We start from the raw sequence: 18181 nt of genomic DNA on the forward strand, positions 1-18181 counted from the left end.
TAATGTAGCTCTGATTTGGTTTTTGTTTATTTAACCACTAAACATTCTTACCAAAATAACCTACGAATTTACGAGTAAGGAGCTAGTTTCGTTCATGATAACTCGTGCTTATTGCACTGCGGGGTCTCATCGAGGCCTTTGCTCCCGCTGGAGTCTTCGTGTATTTCCTCAGCTGGTAAATTTATATTCGTATAGATGACAGTAAATGACCGGACTATCTTGATTTATATTCAAGTTATAGTTCGGTCATTGGCTTTATCAATATTAATTTGTCCTAGTCTCATATTTTATTTCCATAATAATACTAAGATTAAGTATTAAAGTAATTTAAGGGTTGCATTGGATAGGCCAAATATTTTATGCAAAATGTCGATTGTAGCTGAAGGGGCAGACTCCTACGGGATTCCGAACCTTGTCTAGTTCAGGCTCCTAGTAGCTAGTGAATTTTCGAAGCCCGCAGAAAGCAAGCCCCTGCAGCGAAAATCAACCATCGCTTATATCTTATAAAAAGAGCAGTAATCTTTAAGGAAATTAACTAATAAAGTTAATTTTTTACATATGATGAACACACTCTGGACACTTTCCATAAATTTCAAATTTATGGTCAGCAACCATGTATTCTTTTAAATCTTCGCGAACAAATTCCATTGGACATGCTTCAATTGCTTTTGTACTCCCACAATCAAGACATATAAAATGATGATGGTGATCATGAACAGAGCACGTATAGCGAAAGTGTTTTTCCCCCGCTAGCTCTGTAGACTCAAGTATACCTAGTTTATTGAATAAAGAAAGATTACGATAAATTGTATCGAAACTGAGTCCAGGATAATCTTCTTGCATCTCCTCCAGTAATTCTTTGGCAGTAATATATTTATTACTTGCAGAAAAAATTTCTAGCATTTGCTCTCGCTTTCCAGTAACCTTATAACCACTATTTTTCACTATATTAATTGCTTCCGTTATATTCATGCTCTCCACCTCACATTCCTTTTAATGGTCTTTTACTTTTCATATTTTTATAACCAATCACAATTAACAGAATCGCAATTGCAATCATGACAATCGTCCCCCCTGGAGCAAGATCCAAATAAAAGGCACTAATTAATCCCCCAATTACGGAAATTTCTCCAAATAGGATGGAAAACAAAATTGTTTGTTTAAAACCTCTTGCAATGCGCATACTTGCCGCAACTGGTAGCGTCATTAAAGCTGATACTAGTAAAATACCAACAACACGCATTGAAGCTGCAATTACAAGTGCTATCATTACCATAAAAATAAAATGAATTACTTTTGCAGGAATACCTGATGTTTTTGCATGCTCTTCATCAAAGGATAATAAAAACAGCTCTTTAAATAATAAAATAATAACTAAAATTACAATTACACTAATCATCAAAATGACGTATAAATCCATTCTACTAACAGCACTTACACTTCCAAATAAATAACTTAATAAATCCGTATTAAAGCCTTCTGCTAGGGAAATAAAGATTACTGCAAATCCTATTCCTCCAGATAGAATGATAGGTATTGCTAGTTCCTGATAATGCTTATAAACCATTCTTAGCCTTTCAATAAAAATAGAACCAAGTACTGAAAACCCCATTCCTAAATATAATGGATTTATTCCTGCAAACAGCAATGTTTTTTTACTTAAAAATAAACTTGCTGCTATACCTGCCAGTGTTACATGACTTAAAGCATCAGCAATAAGCGATAGTCTTCTAACTACAATAAATGTCCCCAATAACGGAGCAATTAACCCAATTAATAATCCTGTTATAAAAGTATTACGGAGAAATTCATAACTAAAAATTGCAGTTATCATCTCAGCGTTCACCTCCATGAGCATGATCATGGTTGTGACTAAGAACGTGTACATCATGTTGATATATATCAGATAGTTCTTCTTGATTGAGCTTCTCAAACTCCTCCACAATACCGTGATAATGTAAGTGTTTATTAAGACAAGCAACATGTGTTACTTTACTCGTTATTGTTCCAATATCGTGTGTTACTAATATTAAGGTTATCCCACGTTCTTTATTTAGCGTTTCGAGCATACTATAAAATGATTTCACATTGCTCTCATCTACACCGACAGTTGGCTCATCAAGAATTAATACATCAGGATTTGATACAATTGCCCTCGCAATAAAAACACGTTGTTGCTGTCCACCTGAAAGCTCACCAATATTGCGATTAGAGAATTGCTCCATTCCAACAGCTTTAATTGCTTCAGCTATTTCTTTACGTTTTCCGATAAAACGGAATAAGCCAATCTTTCCAGTTAGACCACTAGCTACAACTTCATATACAGTAGCAGGAAAACCACTGTTAAATGAATTCGCTTTTTGAGAAACAAACCCTATCCGATTCCACTCTTTAAATTTATGAAGAGGTTGACCAAATAACGAAATTTCACCTTGTTGTGGCTTAAGAAGTCCCAAAATTAATTTCAACAAAGTAGATTTCCCTGATCCATTAGGTCCAACAAGACCTAGAAACGCACCTTTTGGAATCGATAAATTAATATGCTCAAGCACATATTCACGTTCGTATCGGAAACTAACGTTTTTTATTTCAATTATGTTGTCAGTTATCATTAAAAACATCCTTCTAATAAGAATCATTACGATTTACGTTTTACCATTTGTCATTATACACAATATTTTTTTCAAAGTAAATAAAAGAATTTGTCACAATCCCCATTTTAAGTACATACATATTGATGAGGAGTGATACTTAAATGAATTTCTTGATTAAAAACATCGTGAGACAACGCCTTAATGCAGCAACTGCAGATGAAATACTTAAATATGCGAAAGAATACGGGTTTGAGGTTACAAAACAGCAAGCCGAATATGCCGCTAACTTTTTACGTGGGAAAAATTATGATATTTTTGATGACAAAACACGGGCAATGATTGTAAGAGAGATTGCCAAAATTGCAGGACCAGATACAGCAAGAGAACTCAATAAGCTTTTTATCGAATTTACTAGTTAATAAAGAAAAAGAGGCATTTGTCTAATAGTAAGACAAATGCCTCTTGTATTTATTTCACCAAAGTCCCCATAATTTGCTCACGTAATGTTTCATCAAATTCGCCACTTTTAATCATTGCGATTTCATGTTTATATGGAGCTTTCTTATTGTTCTTATCTTCTCCAACAAAAGGTGTTTCTAAAATTTTTGGTACACTTTCTAATTGCGGATGGTTAATGATATATGATAATGCATTAAAACCAATATGACCAAATCCAATATTTTCATGGCGGTCTTTTCGTGCACCACACTCATTTTTACTGTCATTAATATGCAATACCTTAATCCTATCAATGCCAATTAACTTATCAAACTCAGATAAAACACCATCAAAGTCATTAATAATGTCATAGCCTGCATCATGTGTATGGCACGTATCAAAACATACAGATAATTTTTCGTTCAAAGTGACTCCATCGATTATTGCAGCAAGTTCTTCGAATGATCTTCCACATTCAGATCCTTTTCCTGCCATCGTTTCTAACGCAATTTGCACATCGTCCTCTGGGGCAAGAACTTCATTTAATCCTTCGATAATCTTCTTAATTCCCTTTTCAGCGCCTTCTCCTACATGGGCTCCTGGATGAAGAACAATTTGTTTCGCACCAATAGCGATTGTACGATCGATCTCCGACCGTAAGAAATTAACTCCTAGTTCAAATGTTGCTGGGTTAACCGTATTCCCTATATTGATAATATAAGGAGCATGTACAACAATATCTTCAATCCCATTTTCCTTCATGTGAGCAAGACCAGCTTCAATATTTAGATCTTCAATTTTTTTGCGACGAGTATTTTGGGGTGCCCCCGTATAAATCATAAACGTATTTGCCCCATATGACGCTGCTTCTTCACTTGCTTGTAGGAGCATTTTTTTCCCACTCATCGACACATGTGAACCAATTTTCAACATATCCTCCACTCCCTATCGATTATTACGGCTTTTTACCTTTCTTTCTCTCTTCTTAATTTGCTCTCTTTGTTCTTGCATTTTCTTTTTATATCCAGGCTTTACTTTCTTCGGCTTACGTACAAGTTGTCGGGCTTTCTTTTCCTCTTCAGATACTGTTTTCGGTCTGTTCTTTCTTCTATTGCGATCCTTTACCTCAACCCAGTCACCTTTTTGTAAATCATAGGATAAAAACTCGATTCCCATTTTTTCTAACCTAACTAATGCATCCTCATCTGCAGGTTGATAGATCGTAGCAGAAATCCCCTTATTACCTGCACGTGCTGTCCGTCCAGCACGATGAATGTAAAAATCTAAATCTCTCGGTAATTCATAGTTAATGATATGACTTACCCCTGGAATATCAATTCCTCGAGCTGCTAAATCAGTAGCGACAATATATTGAAACTCTAAATCATGGATTTGTTTCATTACTTTTTTGCGATCACGCGGACTTACATCCCCATGAATTCTTCCTACTTTTAATCCTCGTTCGATTAATTGATCAGCTACTTGATCAGCCATTTGCTTCGTATTCACAAAAACGATTGCTAAATACGGATTATACGTTCTTAACATTTCATCTAATAATGCAATTTTTTCACGACTCCGAACTGGAACCAAAATATGTTCAATATTTTCTGCAGAGATTTGTTTCGGTTGTACCTGTTCAAATTTCGGATTTTCCATATATTTTTTCAAGAAAGGTTTCAATTTCTCTGGTATTGTCGCAGAGAAAACGAGAATCTGTAAATTTTTTGGCATTTTCCCAGCGATTTGATCGACATCACCTAAAAAACCCATATCTAGCATCATATCCGCTTCGTCAACCACTAATGTGGAAGCAGTATGAACAAAAAGTGCTTGTTCCCTAACTAAATCATTAATTCGTCCTGGTGTTCCAATAACAATTTGCGGTTGCTGTTTTAATTTACTAATATCTCTTTGTTTATCCGTCCCACCAATAAAACAACGAGCAGTTATTTGTTCTTCATTATGGCTAATAATTTTTAATGCTTCTTGGTATATTTGGTTTGCGAGTTCCCTAGTAGGTGCAGCTATAACTGCTTGAACTTGATCATTATTTGGGTTGATGTTATTTAAAATTGGCAATAAATAGGCATGGGTTTTCCCAGTACCTGTTTGTGATTGGCCAATTGCACTATCACCTTTGAGAATAATAGGTATCATTTTCTGTTGAATTTCAGTAGGTTCACTAAAGTTTAGTTCCTTAATTGCTGTATTAATAAATGGCTTTAATTGAAATTGCTCAAATTTATTTAATGCCATATTGCATCACTCCTTTAAGAGGTCTAAATGCCTCGAACAATAATTATAAACCATTAATGGTGCTTGTACAATAAAAGCAAAGAATGTACTTTATACAAGTTATTCTTCATAACATAGTAAAAATTATGACAGCAATGTTTAATAACTAATCTTTTCTTATATTATTGCATACTGTAAGACTATAGGAAGGGAGTGATCTTGATGTTCCGAAATCAAATGCAAAGAAATATGTCATGGCACCAAGGACCGTCTAGGAACCCAAGTTCTCTTAGCAGAAGAGCGCGCTTTCAACAATATAATCAAGGATTCCAACAAGGAATGGGGAGACCAGGAAATAGAGGCTTATTGTCTAGATTGTTTCAAAGACAAAGTGGACCACAATCTGCATCGATGTTTTCACGTGGATCTGAGCAAACATCACTTCTTCAAGGTATAGCTAACCCGGAAAGAATTAGTAACTTCCTTAGCCAAACACAGCAAGTACTTAATACTGCGCAACAATTTGGACCAATGATTCAGCAATATGGACCATTAGTTAAAAATTTACCTGCTATGTGGAAGCTTTATCAAGGGTTTAAAAATATGCCTGACAGTGAGACAGAGGAAAAATCTCAAGAAGAAAAACCAGCTGAAGAACCAATTCTGAAGACTGATATACAAAATACCGTACAAAATAGCAATGATACAGGTGGAACAAATAAAAGTCCGAAGCAACAAACACGCTCGAAAAAAACTGGTGAATCAATACCAAAATTATATATTCCTTAATTAATAGGGTTGTCATCCATCCCTCATTGGCTTTTTTCATGTTCTTCTATATAATAAGAGTATGAGTTCAATAGATGAAAGGCTAATAGTCTGTAGTCAGGAGGATTTGCATTGAAAATAATTAAAATAACACCACGTGGCTATTGCTATGGCGTAGTAGATGCGATGGTAATTGCCCGTAATGCAGCACTAGACAAAACATTACCACGTCCAATCTATATATTAGGTATGATTGTTCATAATAAACATGTAACAGATGCATTTGCCGAAGATGGAATTATTACATTAGATGGACCTAATCGCAAAGAGATTCTGGCTAAAGTAGATACTGGTACAGTCATTTTTACGGCACATGGTGTTTCACCTGAAGTAAAAAAATTAGCAGAAGAAAAAGGGCTAACGACAATTGATGCAACATGCCCAGATGTTACAGTTACACATGATTTAATTCTCCAAAAAGAAAAAGAAGGTTATGATGTAATCTATATTGGTAAGAAAGGACACCCAGAGCCAGAAGGTGCTGTTGGTGTTGCACCACAAATCGTACATTTAGTTGAAACACTTGATGATGTGGATGAATTAAATGTACAAAATGACAAAATTATTGTTACAAACCAAACGACAATGAGTCAGTGGGATGTTCTTGCAATTATGGAGAAGGTTCAAGAAAAATACCCACAGGCAGAAAAACATAAGGAAATTTGCATGGCAACACAAGTACGACAAGAAGCTGTTGCTGAACAAGCAGGAGAAGCTGACTTACTGATTGTTGTAGGTGATCCGATGAGTAATAACTCAAATCGCCTAGCGCAAGTATCACAAGAAATAGCTGGTACAAAATCGTATCGTGTTGCCGATGTTTCTGAAATAGAAATAGAATGGTTAAAGGACGTAGAAACAGTTGCAGTTACTGCAGGAGCTTCTACACCAACCCCAATTGTTCGTGAAGTTATTGCCTTCTTAGAACAATTTAAATATGATGATGAAACTACATGGGCACGAGAAAACAAAGTACCATTAGACAAAATATTACCGAAGGTACGCAATCAAAAAATACTCAGTAAATAACTAATCAATTGCTGACAGACTTAACTGTGTTCTATCAATGGTAGTAAAATAATAATACCGCTTCGGAAATACACCACGCTGGTTAGGTTCTAATCTTTTTATAGCAATTTTCATTCCAATCTTTACCCTCCTGTAATAAAATCACTTTGGAGATACATCAGGAGGAACTTTTAGCAGAATTTAATTTTATCTAAAAAGCCAAACTTCCATGAAAATAATTCAGGATTAGTTTGGCTTTTTTTAATTAGCTCTGTTAAACTCTGTTGTTGATTTTCGCTCCTGTACACTCGCTTTCCGCGGGAACGGCCTCAGCTAACTTGGCAAAGAAAACCGCTTTGCCAAGTGGATCTTCGGCTCGTGCTGTTCCCGCAGGAGTCTCGTGTACATCCGCTACAATCTACTAAGTTGTTAACAACAATGAACTTTAACAGAGCCTTTTAATTAAGAAGAAATGTTAAAAAGGCTCTTCCAGTTGTAGCGGGATATTTATTTTCATAATAGAAGACAATCTACAATACGAATATATTGTGTGTTAATAAGAATTTACATACGATAACTTCATTCTAAGTAATTTTATAGCAGAACTCGTTGATTGTAGCGGAAGGAGGCGACTCCTGCGGGACTAGCGAGACTGGTGAGACACTAAAAACTGAAGTGGCTCACCGCTCGCCCCGCGGAAAGCGTCCGCCTAGAGCGGAAATCAACTATTTGGAATTATTTTTCCGTACTGGTTTTATATAATACTTGATATTACCATTTATAGAAAAGTAAAAGGATTTGTATCTATTTCGGAACTGAATATCCGAACATCAAATTGCTTTTCAGCACATTTTTCATTTAGTACATCAGCTGTTCCTTGTTTCATAACTTTTTCCACATTATGTCCTGGGTCGACAATATTTAATCCCATATTCATTGCATCATGTGCAGTATGGTAATAAAAATCACCTGTAACATACACATCGGCTCCCTTAAACTTTGCTTGCGAAAAGTACTTATTACCATCTCCACCTAATACAGCAACTTTACGCACTTTTGACGTTAAATCTCCTACAACTCGAACACCAGGTGCATCTAAGGCTTCTTTTACAAACTTAGCAAACTCTTCTAATGTAAGATCACTTTTTAACGTACCAATCCTACCGAGTCCCAAACTACTCTCTTCCATTGTTGGAGATAATACTTCAATATTCTCTAGCTGTAATGCTTGTGCAAGCATATCATTTACTCCACCAGGTGTAACATCTAGATTAGTATGAGCAGCATATACCGCTATATCATGTTTTATTAATTTCTCCACGATTCTTCCATTCGTATTATCCGTGACTAGTTTCTTTAATGGACGAAAGATAATTGGATGATGAGCAATGATTAAATCTACATCGTTTGCAATTGCCTCATCTACTACCTCCTCTAGCACATCTAGGGCAATCATTACATTATGTACAGGCTTATTTAGTGTTCCAATTTGCAAACCAATTGGATCACCTTCTAATGCATATTTTTTAGGTGCGAATTCTTCAAATAATTGAATGATTTGCTGTCCATTCACCATTTTCATTTCAATTCCCCTTTCACCATATTAATTACATTTAAAAGACTTTCCTTTTTATAATGTACCTTTTCATTCTGCTCTGCTTTATTTAATTCTTGTAGGATATGTTCCCATTGCTCTATCTCTTGTTGCCATTTATAGTAAAATGCTTCGTTTTTCTTTTTTAAAATGAAAGGTCCTAGCATCAATTCTTTAACACTATAAGACGGTGTTACTTCTCCTCTTTCAGCAACTAAAACCTCATAAAACTTTCCATCCTCTTCTAGAATCTCTTCGTCAACTAACTGCCAGCCGTTGCGAACGAGCCAATTGCGAATAACATCTGCTGCTATATTTGGCTGTAATATCAGTCTTTTAACTCCTTGTAGCTTCTCTTTACCTGCTTCTAAGATATCTGTTATTAACGTACCACCCATGCCAGCTATGACGATGGCATCGACTTCTCCAGCTTCTATTACTGCTAACCCATTTCCTTTTCTAACATCAATTATATCGTTAAGCCCTACTGATGCTACCTGCTTACGTGCAGATTGATAGGGTCCCTCAACAACTTCTCCTGCTATCGCTCTAGAAACAATCCCTTTCTTTACTGCATAACAAGGTAAATATGCATGATCAGAACCAATATCTGCAATACTCATACCTTTATCAATATACGATACAACTGTCTCAAGTCGTTTTGATAGTTTATCTACATTCACCGTATCCACCTCACTCCTAAATAATAAAAGAGTTCTTTGCAGATTGCAAAGAACTCCATCATTCTACTCTAATGTTAAAATCCATTCAGCCATTGCTTCTTCGTTACCAGCAACAAGGCCTCCTGGCATCATTCCAGCATCACCATTACGACCATTTTTCAATACGTCGATTAGCTCGTCTTTTGATAGCTCAGTATTAACAAGTCCTGGGATATTCCCTTTACCTTCTAAATTGTCACCGTGACAACTAATACATGACTTAGACTTTTCTTCTGGATCAAAGACAACTTGTTCTGTGTCATCATCACCTTGAGCGATTTCTTTTGAGTCGCCAACCCCTTTTACTGATAGGAAAAATACTAGTACAAGTCCCATAACCATAATTAAAAAATAGGGTACGATTGCGTTTCGTTTCATGATTTAACCCTCCTTATGTATTAAACAATTATCTACTATAAATTATGTAACAAACATCTATATTTTACTCGATATGAATCAGATATGAAAGCTTTTGCTATTAAGTTTCACCCATTTTTCATTAATTAGACATAATATCACGTTAAAATAGTAAATAGAATTACGCATATTGCAATGATTCCCGAAACAGTAAAGAAATGAAGTTTTCTCCATACACCGGTAAATAGCCATACAAACCCATGGAAGAATAAAATAATTTGTAAACTTTTTTCGTTAGCATTAAAAAAAGTATCATTAATTTGAACGGAATAAATTAATAGAAGGAATGCGGCCGTAATATAGATAACTAATCGTTTCTTCCCTTTTTTTCGAAAAAAATAATAAGCTAAAACCAATAAAAAACAACATATCGACAAAAAAAGCGTTTGCATTCCAAATGAAAAGTCTGTAATATATGTAATTACAATCGAACTTATTATCATTAGTAAAAAGAGGAGACTAACGTAAAGTTCACTATAGTCATTTTTATGTCGTTTTTGACTTTCCGTTTTAATGTCACCACCACTATATAATGCTAATAAGTAGTCGCAGTATTGTTCTGGCAACATATTATTCTGTTTCCAAAATTCAATCTCATTCAAAATAATTTTTTTACGGGTCTCATTCATTCATTGTGACACATCCATATTTACTTATAGATAAAAAGAGAAAAGTTTACTCCCATATTTAGAAGTAAACTTTCACATAATTAATTTACTCTAAAAAGTCTTTTAGTCGTTTGCTTCTACTTGGATGACGAAGTTTTCTTAAAGCTTTAGCTTCAATTTGCCTTATTCTTTCACGTGTTACACCGAAGACTTTCCCGACTTCTTCTAAAGTGCGTGTACGGCCATCATCTAAGCCGAAGCGAAGTCTAAGTACATTTTCTTCACGATCTGTGAGTGTATCAAGAACATCTTCTAGTTGCTCTTTTAATAGCTCATATGCAGCATGTTCAGATGGAGAAGTAGCTTCTTGGTCTTCAATGAAATCACCTAAATGGGAATCATCTTCCTCACCAATAGGTGTTTCTAATGAGACAGGTTCTTGAGCAATTTTAAGTATTTCTCTAACCTTTTCTGGAGTTAAGTCCATTTCTTCTGCAATTTCCTCTGGACTTGGTTCACGGCCAAGGTCTTGTAATAATTGTCGTTGTACACGAATCAATTTATTTATTGTTTCAACCATATGAACTGGAATTCTGATTGTACGTGCTTGGTCTGCAATTGCACGAGTAATCGCCTGGCGTATCCACCATGTAGCATACGTACTGAACTTAAAGCCTTTATCATAATCAAACTTTTCAACGGCTTTAATAAGTCCCATATTTCCTTCTTGAATTAAATCAAGGAATAGCATTCCTCTACCAACATAACGCTTCGCAATACTAACTACTAGACGTAAATTAGCCTCTGCAAGACGTTTCTTTGCTTCCTCGTCTCCCTTTTCAATTCGCTTAGCAAGCTCAATTTCTTCCTCAGCAGATAAAAGGTCTACGCGCCCTATTTCTTTTAAGTACATACGAACTGGGTCGTTTATTTTAACACCTGGTGGTACACTTAAGTCATTTAAATCAAATTCTTCTTCGCTATCTTTCTGAATTTCATCTGCATCTGGACTCTCATCACTATCTTCACTATCTTCATTTTCTTCCAATAGCTGAATACCTTGGTCTGTAAGTTGTTCGTAATATTCATCCATTTGGTGAGAATCCAAATCAAAATGAGCAAGTTTCCCTGCTATATGTTCATATGTTAGTGTACCTCTTTTTTTACCTTGTTCAATTAATTGTTCCTTTGCTTGATCTAAGGTAATTTCAAATTCTGTTTCATTGGAGCGAGCTGATTTTTCAGCCATACGTCCTCCTCCTTCCGACATTTGCACACATACAGTAGTTTTAGTTTATAAAGATCTGCGGAGTTCAATAATTTCTTGTAATATTTGCATTGCACTAGTGAAGTCATTATTTTTCTCTGCAGCTTTTTGCTCTGCTTGCTTTTTCTTTATCATTAACAACTTTGCATGTTTCAACACATGACTGACATAATCTCTTATTTCTTTTTCATTATAATCATGATTTAAATCATGCATTTCGATTTCTGTCACGATTGTTCGAAGTTTTTTATCTGGTAGGTAATTTATAAACAAACTTAAATCAGGAATATTTCCAGCTTCATAATAGCCGACTAAATAGGTAAGTATTGCTTGATGTTCATCATATTGAAAAGGGGTATCTCCTAGCATTTCAACAACTTTATATGTTATCTCTTCGTCATGTAGCATTCTGGCTAATAGATTTCTCTCAGCAATTTCGTAAGCGGTAGGTATTGATTTTGTTACACTGGGCTCTGGTTGTATGACCAGTTCCTTTTCTTTTGGTTTTTGTTTTGGAATTGTTTCTCTTATTTGTTGCAATTGCTCACTTAGCGCTGTTAATGATAATGAAAATTCTTCAGAAAGTTGACGAAGATAAATATCTCTTTCCACCGGATTATCAAGCTCACCAATTTCCTTCATCGCTTGGTTGATATACTCTAGCTTATCTCCTTCATTTTGCAAGTTTTTGCCATTGCGGAAATAGATTAGCTTATATGCCATCCAAGTTTGCGGATTCCCTATTACATCTTCTCGAAACTTTTCAGCTCCAAATTTCATAATGTAGTCATCAGGATCCATTTTCGAAGGTAGCATTGCAACTGTAACAGTAAGCCCTTTTTTAACTAGCATTGTCCCGGAGCGATATGCTGCTTCCGCTCCTGCGGAATCTGAGTCAAAACATAAAAGGATAGAATCTGTTAGTCTCTTTAATAAATGAATGTGTTGCTCGGTTAAGGATGTACCCATCACCGCAACTCCATTATGAACACCTGCTGAGTCAGCTGAAATTACATCAGCAAACCCTTCAAATAAAATAGCATACCCTTGTTTTCGAATTTTACTTCTTGCATTGTAATAATTGTATAGCAATGAGCTTTTGTTAAATATTTCTGTTTCAGGTGTGTTTAAATATTTTGGTTGGTTTTCTTTTGTTAAAGACCTTGCTGAGAATCCAACAATTCTCCCTTGAGAATTAAGGAGTGGAAACATGATCCTATCCCTAAATCTGTCAAAGTGCGAATTATCCTTATCTCTTACAGCCACTAAACCTGCTTTTTCTAATAGTTCAGTGTGAAAACCTCTCTTTTCTAAAAACTTTAATGAAAAGTCCCAACTTGGTAGTGAGTATCCGATTTGGAACTTTTGAATACTTTCTTCTGTAAAACCTCTATTTAATAAATACTCAAGAGCAATTGATCCTTCATTTGTATTCATTAACAAATGATTATAAAATTTTGCAATGAGCTCATGTGCCTCCATCATATCAGCATGTTCAGGTGGCAACTCATTTTCTTTATGTCTATTTTGCGAACCTTCTATTTCTAATTGAACATTTCCTTTTTCAGCTATTTTCAATGCTGCATCTTGGAACGATATACTCTCTATTTCCATTAGGAAGGTAAAAACATTACCTCCCATTCCACAGCCAAAACAGTGGAAGATTTGTTTCTCAGCAGAAACAGAGAAGGATGGTGTGTTTTCACCATGGAAAGGACAAAGACCAAAGTAATTTCGACCTTGCTTCTTCAATTGAACATAGTCACTTATTACATCTACTATATCGGTTGATTGACGTAGTTCATTTAATTTGTCTTCTGGTATTCTTGTTGACACAAAAACACTCCACCTATCTTATAACTGTCGATATAATATTAATTCGACACTAAACTTTAATCTCCTGCAAGATTCGACAATAATCTGCGTAAAGATTCTTGGAATTGCTGACGATCTAAGTCTGTAAATGCCTTAGGTCCTTTTCCATATTTCCCAGCCCTCCTAGCTTTCGCTGCAAGGAAACGAAAATCAAGTGCTGTCACGATAGATTCATCTTTGTATTCCGTTCCCCTAGGTGAAAGTACATAAACACCTTTTGATAAAGCTAAACTCGCTAACCCAATGTCTTGGGTAATTAATATATCTTGGTGTTTGATATGATTTAAAATATATAAATCAGCTGAATCTCTACCAGGGTCAACAAAAATCCACTCACCGCTTTCCTCCTCCCGATTGGATTTATGGTCATAAGAAGCGATGAAACGCAATTCACACTTGAATTCTTTAGCTAATATAGATATTTCTAACTTTACTGGACAAGCATCTGCGTCTACATATATAACAGAATTAATATGGCTTTTATTAATTATTCTACATCTCTCCTATGATTCCTTCTTACTAATGAAAACTCTTTAAAGAATCATGTCGTTTTTTAAGGAAATCCGACATTTTAATGACGATAGACCTAAAATATTTATTTGAAAGACAATAATTAGTTTATTCCTGAATACGCAGCTCTAAACCTATTTTATGTATTTTTCAAACACAATTTTTAATTATAGCGCATTTTTTTCGTTTTGACTATTAGAAAGCAGGAAAAACACAACTAATTGTTGTGCTTTATTTTTCCTTCTGCATGTAGTCAATAATAATGTTTGCAGTTTCTTCCACTGCTTTATTTGTAACATCTATTACTTTGCAGTTTAATTTTTGGGCAATGGTATCAAAATATTCTATTTCTCTTTTTATTCTTTCTATGTTCGCATAACTAGCAGTATCAGCTAATCCTAAGGCTTTCAATCTTTCGCGACGAATATGATTTAATTTTTCTGGGCTAATTTTCAAACCAATACATCTTTTTGGATCTACTTTAAAAAGTTCAGCTGGTGGGTCGACTTCGGGTACAACAGGTACGTTTGCGACTTTATATCGTTTGTGAGCCAAATATTGTGATAATGGTGTTTTTGATGTTCTAGAAACACCTACTAATATAATATCTGCTCGTAAAAGACCACGCGGATCTCTTCCATCATCATATTTTACAGCAAATTCTATCGCTTCCACTCGCTTAAAATAATCCTCATCTAATTTACGTACTAAACCAGGTTCATTTAATGGTGCCTTATGATATGTTTTTTCAAAAATATCCATTAACGGACCCATAATATCAATTCCATGAATATTTGCTTTTGCAGCTTGGACTCTCATATGTTCACGAATCTCTGGTTTAACTAATGTATACACAATCATACCATCTTCTATTTTTGCTAATGAGACAATTTCGTCAATATGTTCTTTATCTTCGATATATGGATATCTTCTAATCAATGCATTAGATCCATTAAATTGACTAATTGCTGCTTTTGTTACGAGTTCTGCTGTTTCACCAACTGAATCAGAAACTACATAAATGATTGGATCAGACATCAGATGTCCTCCTTTCGGAAAAAATGAGCTTGTCGGCTTTATTTGACAAGCTCATATAAAATTTATTTTACAATAATTTCATTCATTGCTGCATATGCTCCAATTAGGTCTGAAAGTTTTTTCATTTGGGCAAGTCTATTTTTACGAAGCTTTTCTTCTTTTGCCATTACCATCGTATTGTCAAAGTAGCTAGAAATAGCAGGCTGTAAGGATGCCAATTTTTCAAAACGTTCCTCACTTGAATTTGTTTTGGTATTTATTTCAGCTAATTGCTGCCATGCGTTATATAGATTCAGTTCATAGTCATTCTCGAATATGGAGGTATCAATGTCTTCATCAGTTTCTGCTTTACTTGCAATATTTAAGACCCTAGAGAGCGATTCAATAATTCCTTTAAATTGAGTATCATTACTTCTATTTTGAAGTGTAATTGCACGGTTAACAATATCAGGTACTCCATTAAAGGATCCAGCTAATACCGCTTCAATGATATCATGTCGAATACCTTTTTCTTCCAGTAAATACTTTAATCGTAATTTAAAGAATACTTCTAAATGATTGTATAGCTCCGCATCTTCTTCTGCTTTTTCTATCGCAATAATTTCTTGTAACACATGTTCCAAAGAAATATTCCAGTCGAATTCAAGTAACATCCTAATAACACCAGTTGCTTGTCTTCTTAGTGCATATGGGTCTTGTGATCCCGTTGGAATTAAACCAATTGCAAAGGATGAAACAATGGAATCAAGCTTATCAGCAAGACTAACGATAGCACCGATATTAGATGATGGAATTTCATCATCTGCATGCTGTGGTTGATAATGTTCTTTAATTGCAAGCGCAATATCACGATCAACACCTTGTTGTAGAGCATACTTTTCGCCCATAACCCCTTGTAATTCAGGGAATTCATTTACCATATTAGATACAAGGTCAAACTTTGAAATTTCTGCTGCCTTCACTGCTTTTTCTTGTTCCAGCTCTGATAAATCCACCATTTTGCCAAGTATAGAAGCTATTTGCACTGTTCTACTTACTTTTTCAGATAAGGTACCTAGTTTTTCATGGTAGATGATATTTTCTAATTTTTTAAGTGATTGATCTATCGGAATTTTTTGATCCTCAAGATAAAAGAAATCAGCGTCCGAAAGTCTAGCTCTTAGCACTTTTTCATTTCCTTTTACTACCGTATCGAGATGATGATTATTTCCATTTCTAACACCGATAAAGTACGGTAACAGTTCGCCTTGTTTGTTCTTAACAGGAAAATAACGTTGATGTTCCTTCATACTAGTCACTAAAACTTCTTCTGGCAGGTGTAAAAACTCTTGATTAAAGGTTCCAAAGAAAGCAGTTGGATACTCAACTAAGTTTGTCACTTCTTCCAACAACTCTTCATCCATTGGAATATCCCATTGCTGGCTTTCAGCTATTTGCTTTATTTGTTCCACAATCAATTGTTTACGACGATAATAGTTTGCAATAACAAATTGCTCTTCCAATTTCTCTTCATAATGTTTTGGATCATGGAGCACAATTTCATTGCCTAAGAAACGATGACCATATGAAACATTGCTAGCCGTAATATTTGCAACCGTAAAAGGAATTGTTTCATTACCAAATAAGGCAACAATCCATCTAATTGGTCGAACATATCGGATTTGCAAATTACCCCAACGCATATTATTCGGGAAGTGTAAATGGGTAACGATATCCCCAAGCTCGGATAAAAGCTCTATTGATTTTTTCCCTTTAATAAATTTGCTTATATGAGCGTATTCGACTCCTTTTATTTCTTTATAAAATATATCTTCAACAGATGCACCTTGTGACCTGGCAAAACCTAAAGCTGCTTTTGACCAATTACCATCTGCATCTTGCGCAATTTTTCTAGCAGGACCTTTCGCTTCTTCTTCGATGTCTTGCTGTGATTCAGCTACAGCTCGAATCAATATCGCAAGTCTACGAGGAGTGGAAAACAATTGAATTTCGCCAAAAGTAATTTTGTTTTCTTGGAGCCAATTTTCAACTTGTTTTCCAAGATTATTAATTGCATTTAATACGAAGCGAGCTGGCATTTCTTCAATACCAATTTCTAGTAGTAAGTCACGATTACTCATGTTGAGCTCCCCCTTTCTCTTTATGCTGTAAAATTGGAAAACCAAGCTTTTCTCGTTCTTCATAGAAGGTTTTCGCTACTTGTCGAGCCATTGTGCGCATTTTCCCAATGTATGCTGTTCTTTCTGTTACAGAAATAGCACCTTTCGCATCCAACAAATTAAATACATGGGAACATTTCAAAATATAATCATATGCAGGATGAACAAGTCCTAACTTCATTTGTTCTTTTGCTTCTGCTTCGTATGTATTAAATAATTGTAGGAGCATTTCTTGATTAGATGTCTCGAATGCATATTTAGAATGCTCATACTCTGGTTGATAAAATATATCTCTAATTGTAAAGCCATCTGTCCATTCTAAGTCAAAGACATTTTCCTTGTTTTGAATATATGAAGCTAGTCGTTCAATCCCATATGTTAATTCGACAGAGACTGGCTTACATTCCAGGCCACCAACTTGCTGGAAATAAGTAAATTGTGTTACTTCCATCCCATCTAGCCATACTTCCCAACCGAGTCCAGCACATCCTAGTGATGGATTTTCCCAGTTATCTTCGACAAAGCGAATATCATGTTCTAACGGGTCAATTCCAAGAGCTCTTAATGAGTCTAAATACATTTCCTGAATATTGTCAGGAGAAGGCTTCATGATTACTTGAAATTGGTGATGCTGGTACAGACGGTTTGGATTATCTCCATATCTACCATCAGCAGGTCTCCTAGAAGGTTCTACATAAGCAACATTCCAAGGCTCTGGACCGATTGCCCTTAAAAACGTATAGGGACTCATCGTTCCCGCACCCTTTTCAACATCGTATGCTTGCATTAAAATACATCCATAATCTGACCAATGTTTTTGTAATGCCAAAATCATTTCTTGGATATTCAATACTATCATCCTTTCCATTCTTCATTAGTTTGTTT

The 18181-nt window shown here is 35.2% G+C and carries 18 protein-coding genes; 3 read left to right on the forward strand and 15 right to left on the reverse strand.

The genetic code is table 11. From position 1 onward, the window contains the following. Positions 1-552: 552 nt before the first annotated feature. Genes ACFPM4_RS18030 through ACFPM4_RS18040 form a run of 3 tightly spaced genes read right to left on the reverse strand, consistent with a single transcriptional unit; the run spans position 553 to position 2612 of the window. Positions 553-972 (reverse strand): Fur family transcriptional regulator, encoded by a 420-nt coding sequence (locus tag ACFPM4_RS18030; protein WP_144920475.1) that lies wholly within the window; start codon positions 970-972, stop codon positions 553-555. A gap of 10 nt (positions 973-982) precedes the next feature. Next, positions 983-1834, reverse strand: coding sequence for a metal ABC transporter permease (locus ACFPM4_RS18035; protein WP_382354896.1), 852 nt, complete (start codon positions 1832-1834; stop codon positions 983-985). A 1-nt stretch (position 1835) separates the two neighbouring features. Continuing rightward, on the reverse strand, positions 1836-2612 hold the full coding sequence (locus ACFPM4_RS18040) for a metal ABC transporter ATP-binding protein (protein ID WP_382355322.1): 777 nt from the start codon (positions 2610-2612) through the stop codon (positions 1836-1838). Positions 2613-2755: 143 nt separating this feature from the next. Between ACFPM4_RS18040 and ACFPM4_RS18045 the strand changes: the two genes are divergently transcribed. Next, on the forward strand, positions 2756-3013 hold the full coding sequence (locus tag ACFPM4_RS18045; RefSeq protein WP_382354899.1) for a DUF2624 domain-containing protein: 258 nt from the start codon (positions 2756-2758) through the stop codon (positions 3011-3013). Between the two features lie 49 nt (positions 3014-3062). Here ACFPM4_RS18045 and ACFPM4_RS18050 read toward each other — a convergent pair whose 3' ends face one another. Both ACFPM4_RS18050 and ACFPM4_RS18055 read right to left on the reverse strand, forming a co-directional pair. Further along, complete coding sequence (locus ACFPM4_RS18050; RefSeq protein WP_144920467.1) at positions 3063-3965, reverse strand: deoxyribonuclease IV; 903 nt, start codon at positions 3963-3965, stop codon at positions 3063-3065. Positions 3966-3977: 12 nt separating this feature from the next. Continuing rightward, positions 3978-5291, reverse strand: coding sequence for a DEAD/DEAH box helicase (locus ACFPM4_RS18055; RefSeq protein ID WP_382354902.1), 1314 nt, complete (start codon positions 5289-5291; stop codon positions 3978-3980). A 201-nt stretch (positions 5292-5492) separates the two neighbouring features. On the opposite strand from ACFPM4_RS18055, the gene vrrA reads away from it, so the two are divergent. Next, positions 5493-6059 (forward strand): VrrA/YqfQ family protein, encoded by a 567-nt coding sequence (gene vrrA / locus ACFPM4_RS18060; protein ID WP_382354905.1) that lies wholly within the window; start codon positions 5493-5495, stop codon positions 6057-6059. Between the two features lie 111 nt (positions 6060-6170). Beyond that, a complete protein-coding gene (locus ACFPM4_RS18065; RefSeq protein WP_144920461.1) occupies positions 6171-7127 on the forward strand; it encodes a 4-hydroxy-3-methylbut-2-enyl diphosphate reductase in 957 nt (318 codons plus the stop codon). A gap of 757 nt (positions 7128-7884) precedes the next feature. Here the strand turns inward: ACFPM4_RS18065 and ACFPM4_RS18070 are convergent. The 10 genes from ACFPM4_RS18070 to glyQ all read right to left on the reverse strand — a co-directional run bounded on the left by ACFPM4_RS18070 (position 7885) and on the right by glyQ (position 18146). Then, positions 7885-8688, reverse strand: coding sequence for a Nif3-like dinuclear metal center hexameric protein (locus ACFPM4_RS18070; RefSeq protein ID WP_382354908.1), 804 nt, complete (start codon positions 8686-8688; stop codon positions 7885-7887). Beyond that, on the reverse strand, positions 8685-9383 hold the full coding sequence (locus ACFPM4_RS18075; RefSeq protein WP_382354911.1) for a tRNA (adenine(22)-N(1))-methyltransferase: 699 nt from the start codon (positions 9381-9383) through the stop codon (positions 8685-8687). The genes ACFPM4_RS18070 and ACFPM4_RS18075 overlap by 4 nt, the downstream gene beginning before the upstream one ends. A gap of 63 nt (positions 9384-9446) precedes the next feature. Beyond that, positions 9447-9800 carry a c-type cytochrome gene (locus ACFPM4_RS18080; RefSeq protein WP_144920455.1) on the reverse strand — a complete coding sequence of 118 codons (354 nt, stop codon included), beginning with the start codon at positions 9798-9800 and terminating at the stop codon, positions 9447-9449. 137 nt (positions 9801-9937) lie between these two features. Further along, the gene (locus tag ACFPM4_RS18085; RefSeq protein WP_144920453.1) at positions 9938-10468 is read right to left on the reverse strand and encodes a hypothetical protein; all 531 of its coding nucleotides are present in this window, start codon (positions 10466-10468) and stop codon (positions 9938-9940) included. Positions 10469-10553: 85 nt separating this feature from the next. Further along, positions 10554-11696 (reverse strand): RNA polymerase sigma factor RpoD, encoded by a 1143-nt coding sequence (rpoD, locus tag ACFPM4_RS18090; RefSeq protein ID WP_144920451.1) that lies wholly within the window; start codon positions 11694-11696, stop codon positions 10554-10556. Between the two features lie 45 nt (positions 11697-11741). Next, positions 11742-13550 carry a DNA primase gene (gene dnaG / locus ACFPM4_RS18095; RefSeq protein WP_144920449.1) on the reverse strand — a complete coding sequence of 603 codons (1809 nt, stop codon included), beginning with the start codon at positions 13548-13550 and terminating at the stop codon, positions 11742-11744. Between the two features lie 56 nt (positions 13551-13606). Next, positions 13607-14062: a YaiI/YqxD family protein gene (locus ACFPM4_RS18100; RefSeq protein WP_144920447.1), complete on the reverse strand. Its 456-nt coding sequence runs from the start codon at positions 14060-14062 to the stop codon at positions 13607-13609. A 268-nt stretch (positions 14063-14330) separates the two neighbouring features. Then, complete coding sequence (locus ACFPM4_RS18105) at positions 14331-15137, reverse strand: pyruvate, water dikinase regulatory protein (protein ID WP_144920445.1); 807 nt, start codon at positions 15135-15137, stop codon at positions 14331-14333. A gap of 62 nt (positions 15138-15199) precedes the next feature. Further along, positions 15200-17257, reverse strand: coding sequence for a glycine--tRNA ligase subunit beta (glyS, locus tag ACFPM4_RS18110; protein WP_382354917.1), 2058 nt, complete (start codon positions 17255-17257; stop codon positions 15200-15202). Further along, positions 17250-18146, reverse strand: a complete 897-nt coding sequence (glyQ, locus tag ACFPM4_RS18115) for a glycine--tRNA ligase subunit alpha (RefSeq protein ID WP_382355326.1) — start codon at positions 18144-18146, stop codon at positions 17250-17252. Before glyQ ends, glyS begins: the two co-directional genes overlap by 8 nt. Positions 18147-18181 lie beyond the last annotated feature (35 nt).

Source organism: Lederbergia graminis, assembly GCF_042655485.1.
Classification (GTDB): domain Bacteria; phylum Bacillota; class Bacilli; order Bacillales; family Bacillaceae_C; genus Lederbergia; species Lederbergia graminis.

What these genes read in the sequence shown, in the direction of transcription:
- ACFPM4_RS18030 (WP_144920475.1), bottom strand. Translation starts at nt 972, where the DNA reads ATGAATATAACGGAAGCAATTAATATAGTGAAAAATAGTGGTTATAAG.
- ACFPM4_RS18035 (WP_382354896.1), bottom strand. Translation starts at nt 1,834, where the DNA reads ATGATAACTGCAATTTTTAGTTATGAATTTCTCCGTAATACTTTTATA.
- ACFPM4_RS18040 (WP_382355322.1), bottom strand. Translation starts at nt 2,612, where the DNA reads ATGATAACTGACAACATAATTGAAATAAAAAACGTTAGTTTCCGATAC.
- ACFPM4_RS18045 (WP_382354899.1), top strand. Translation starts at nt 2,756, where the DNA reads ATGAATTTCTTGATTAAAAACATCGTGAGACAACGCCTTAATGCAGCA.
- ACFPM4_RS18050 (WP_144920467.1), bottom strand. Translation starts at nt 3,965, where the DNA reads ATGTTGAAAATTGGTTCACATGTGTCGATGAGTGGGAAAAAAATGCTC.
- ACFPM4_RS18055 (WP_382354902.1), bottom strand. Translation starts at nt 5,291, where the DNA reads ATGGCATTAAATAAATTTGAGCAATTTCAATTAAAGCCATTTATTAAT.
- vrrA (WP_382354905.1), top strand. Translation starts at nt 5,493, where the DNA reads ATGTTCCGAAATCAAATGCAAAGAAATATGTCATGGCACCAAGGACCG.
- ACFPM4_RS18070 (WP_382354908.1), bottom strand. Translation starts at nt 8,688, where the DNA reads ATGAAAATGGTGAATGGACAGCAAATCATTCAATTATTTGAAGAATTC.
- ACFPM4_RS18080 (WP_144920455.1), bottom strand. Translation starts at nt 9,800, where the DNA reads ATGAAACGAAACGCAATCGTACCCTATTTTTTAATTATGGTTATGGGA.
- ACFPM4_RS18085 (WP_144920453.1), bottom strand. Translation starts at nt 10,468, where the DNA reads ATGAATGAGACCCGTAAAAAAATTATTTTGAATGAGATTGAATTTTGG.
- rpoD (WP_144920451.1), bottom strand. Translation starts at nt 11,696, where the DNA reads ATGGCTGAAAAATCAGCTCGCTCCAATGAAACAGAATTTGAAATTACC.
- ACFPM4_RS18105 (WP_144920445.1), bottom strand. Translation starts at nt 15,137, where the DNA reads ATGTCTGATCCAATCATTTATGTAGTTTCTGATTCAGTTGGTGAAACA.
- glyS (WP_382354917.1), bottom strand. Translation starts at nt 17,257, where the DNA reads ATGAGTAATCGTGACTTACTACTAGAAATTGGTATTGAAGAAATGCCA.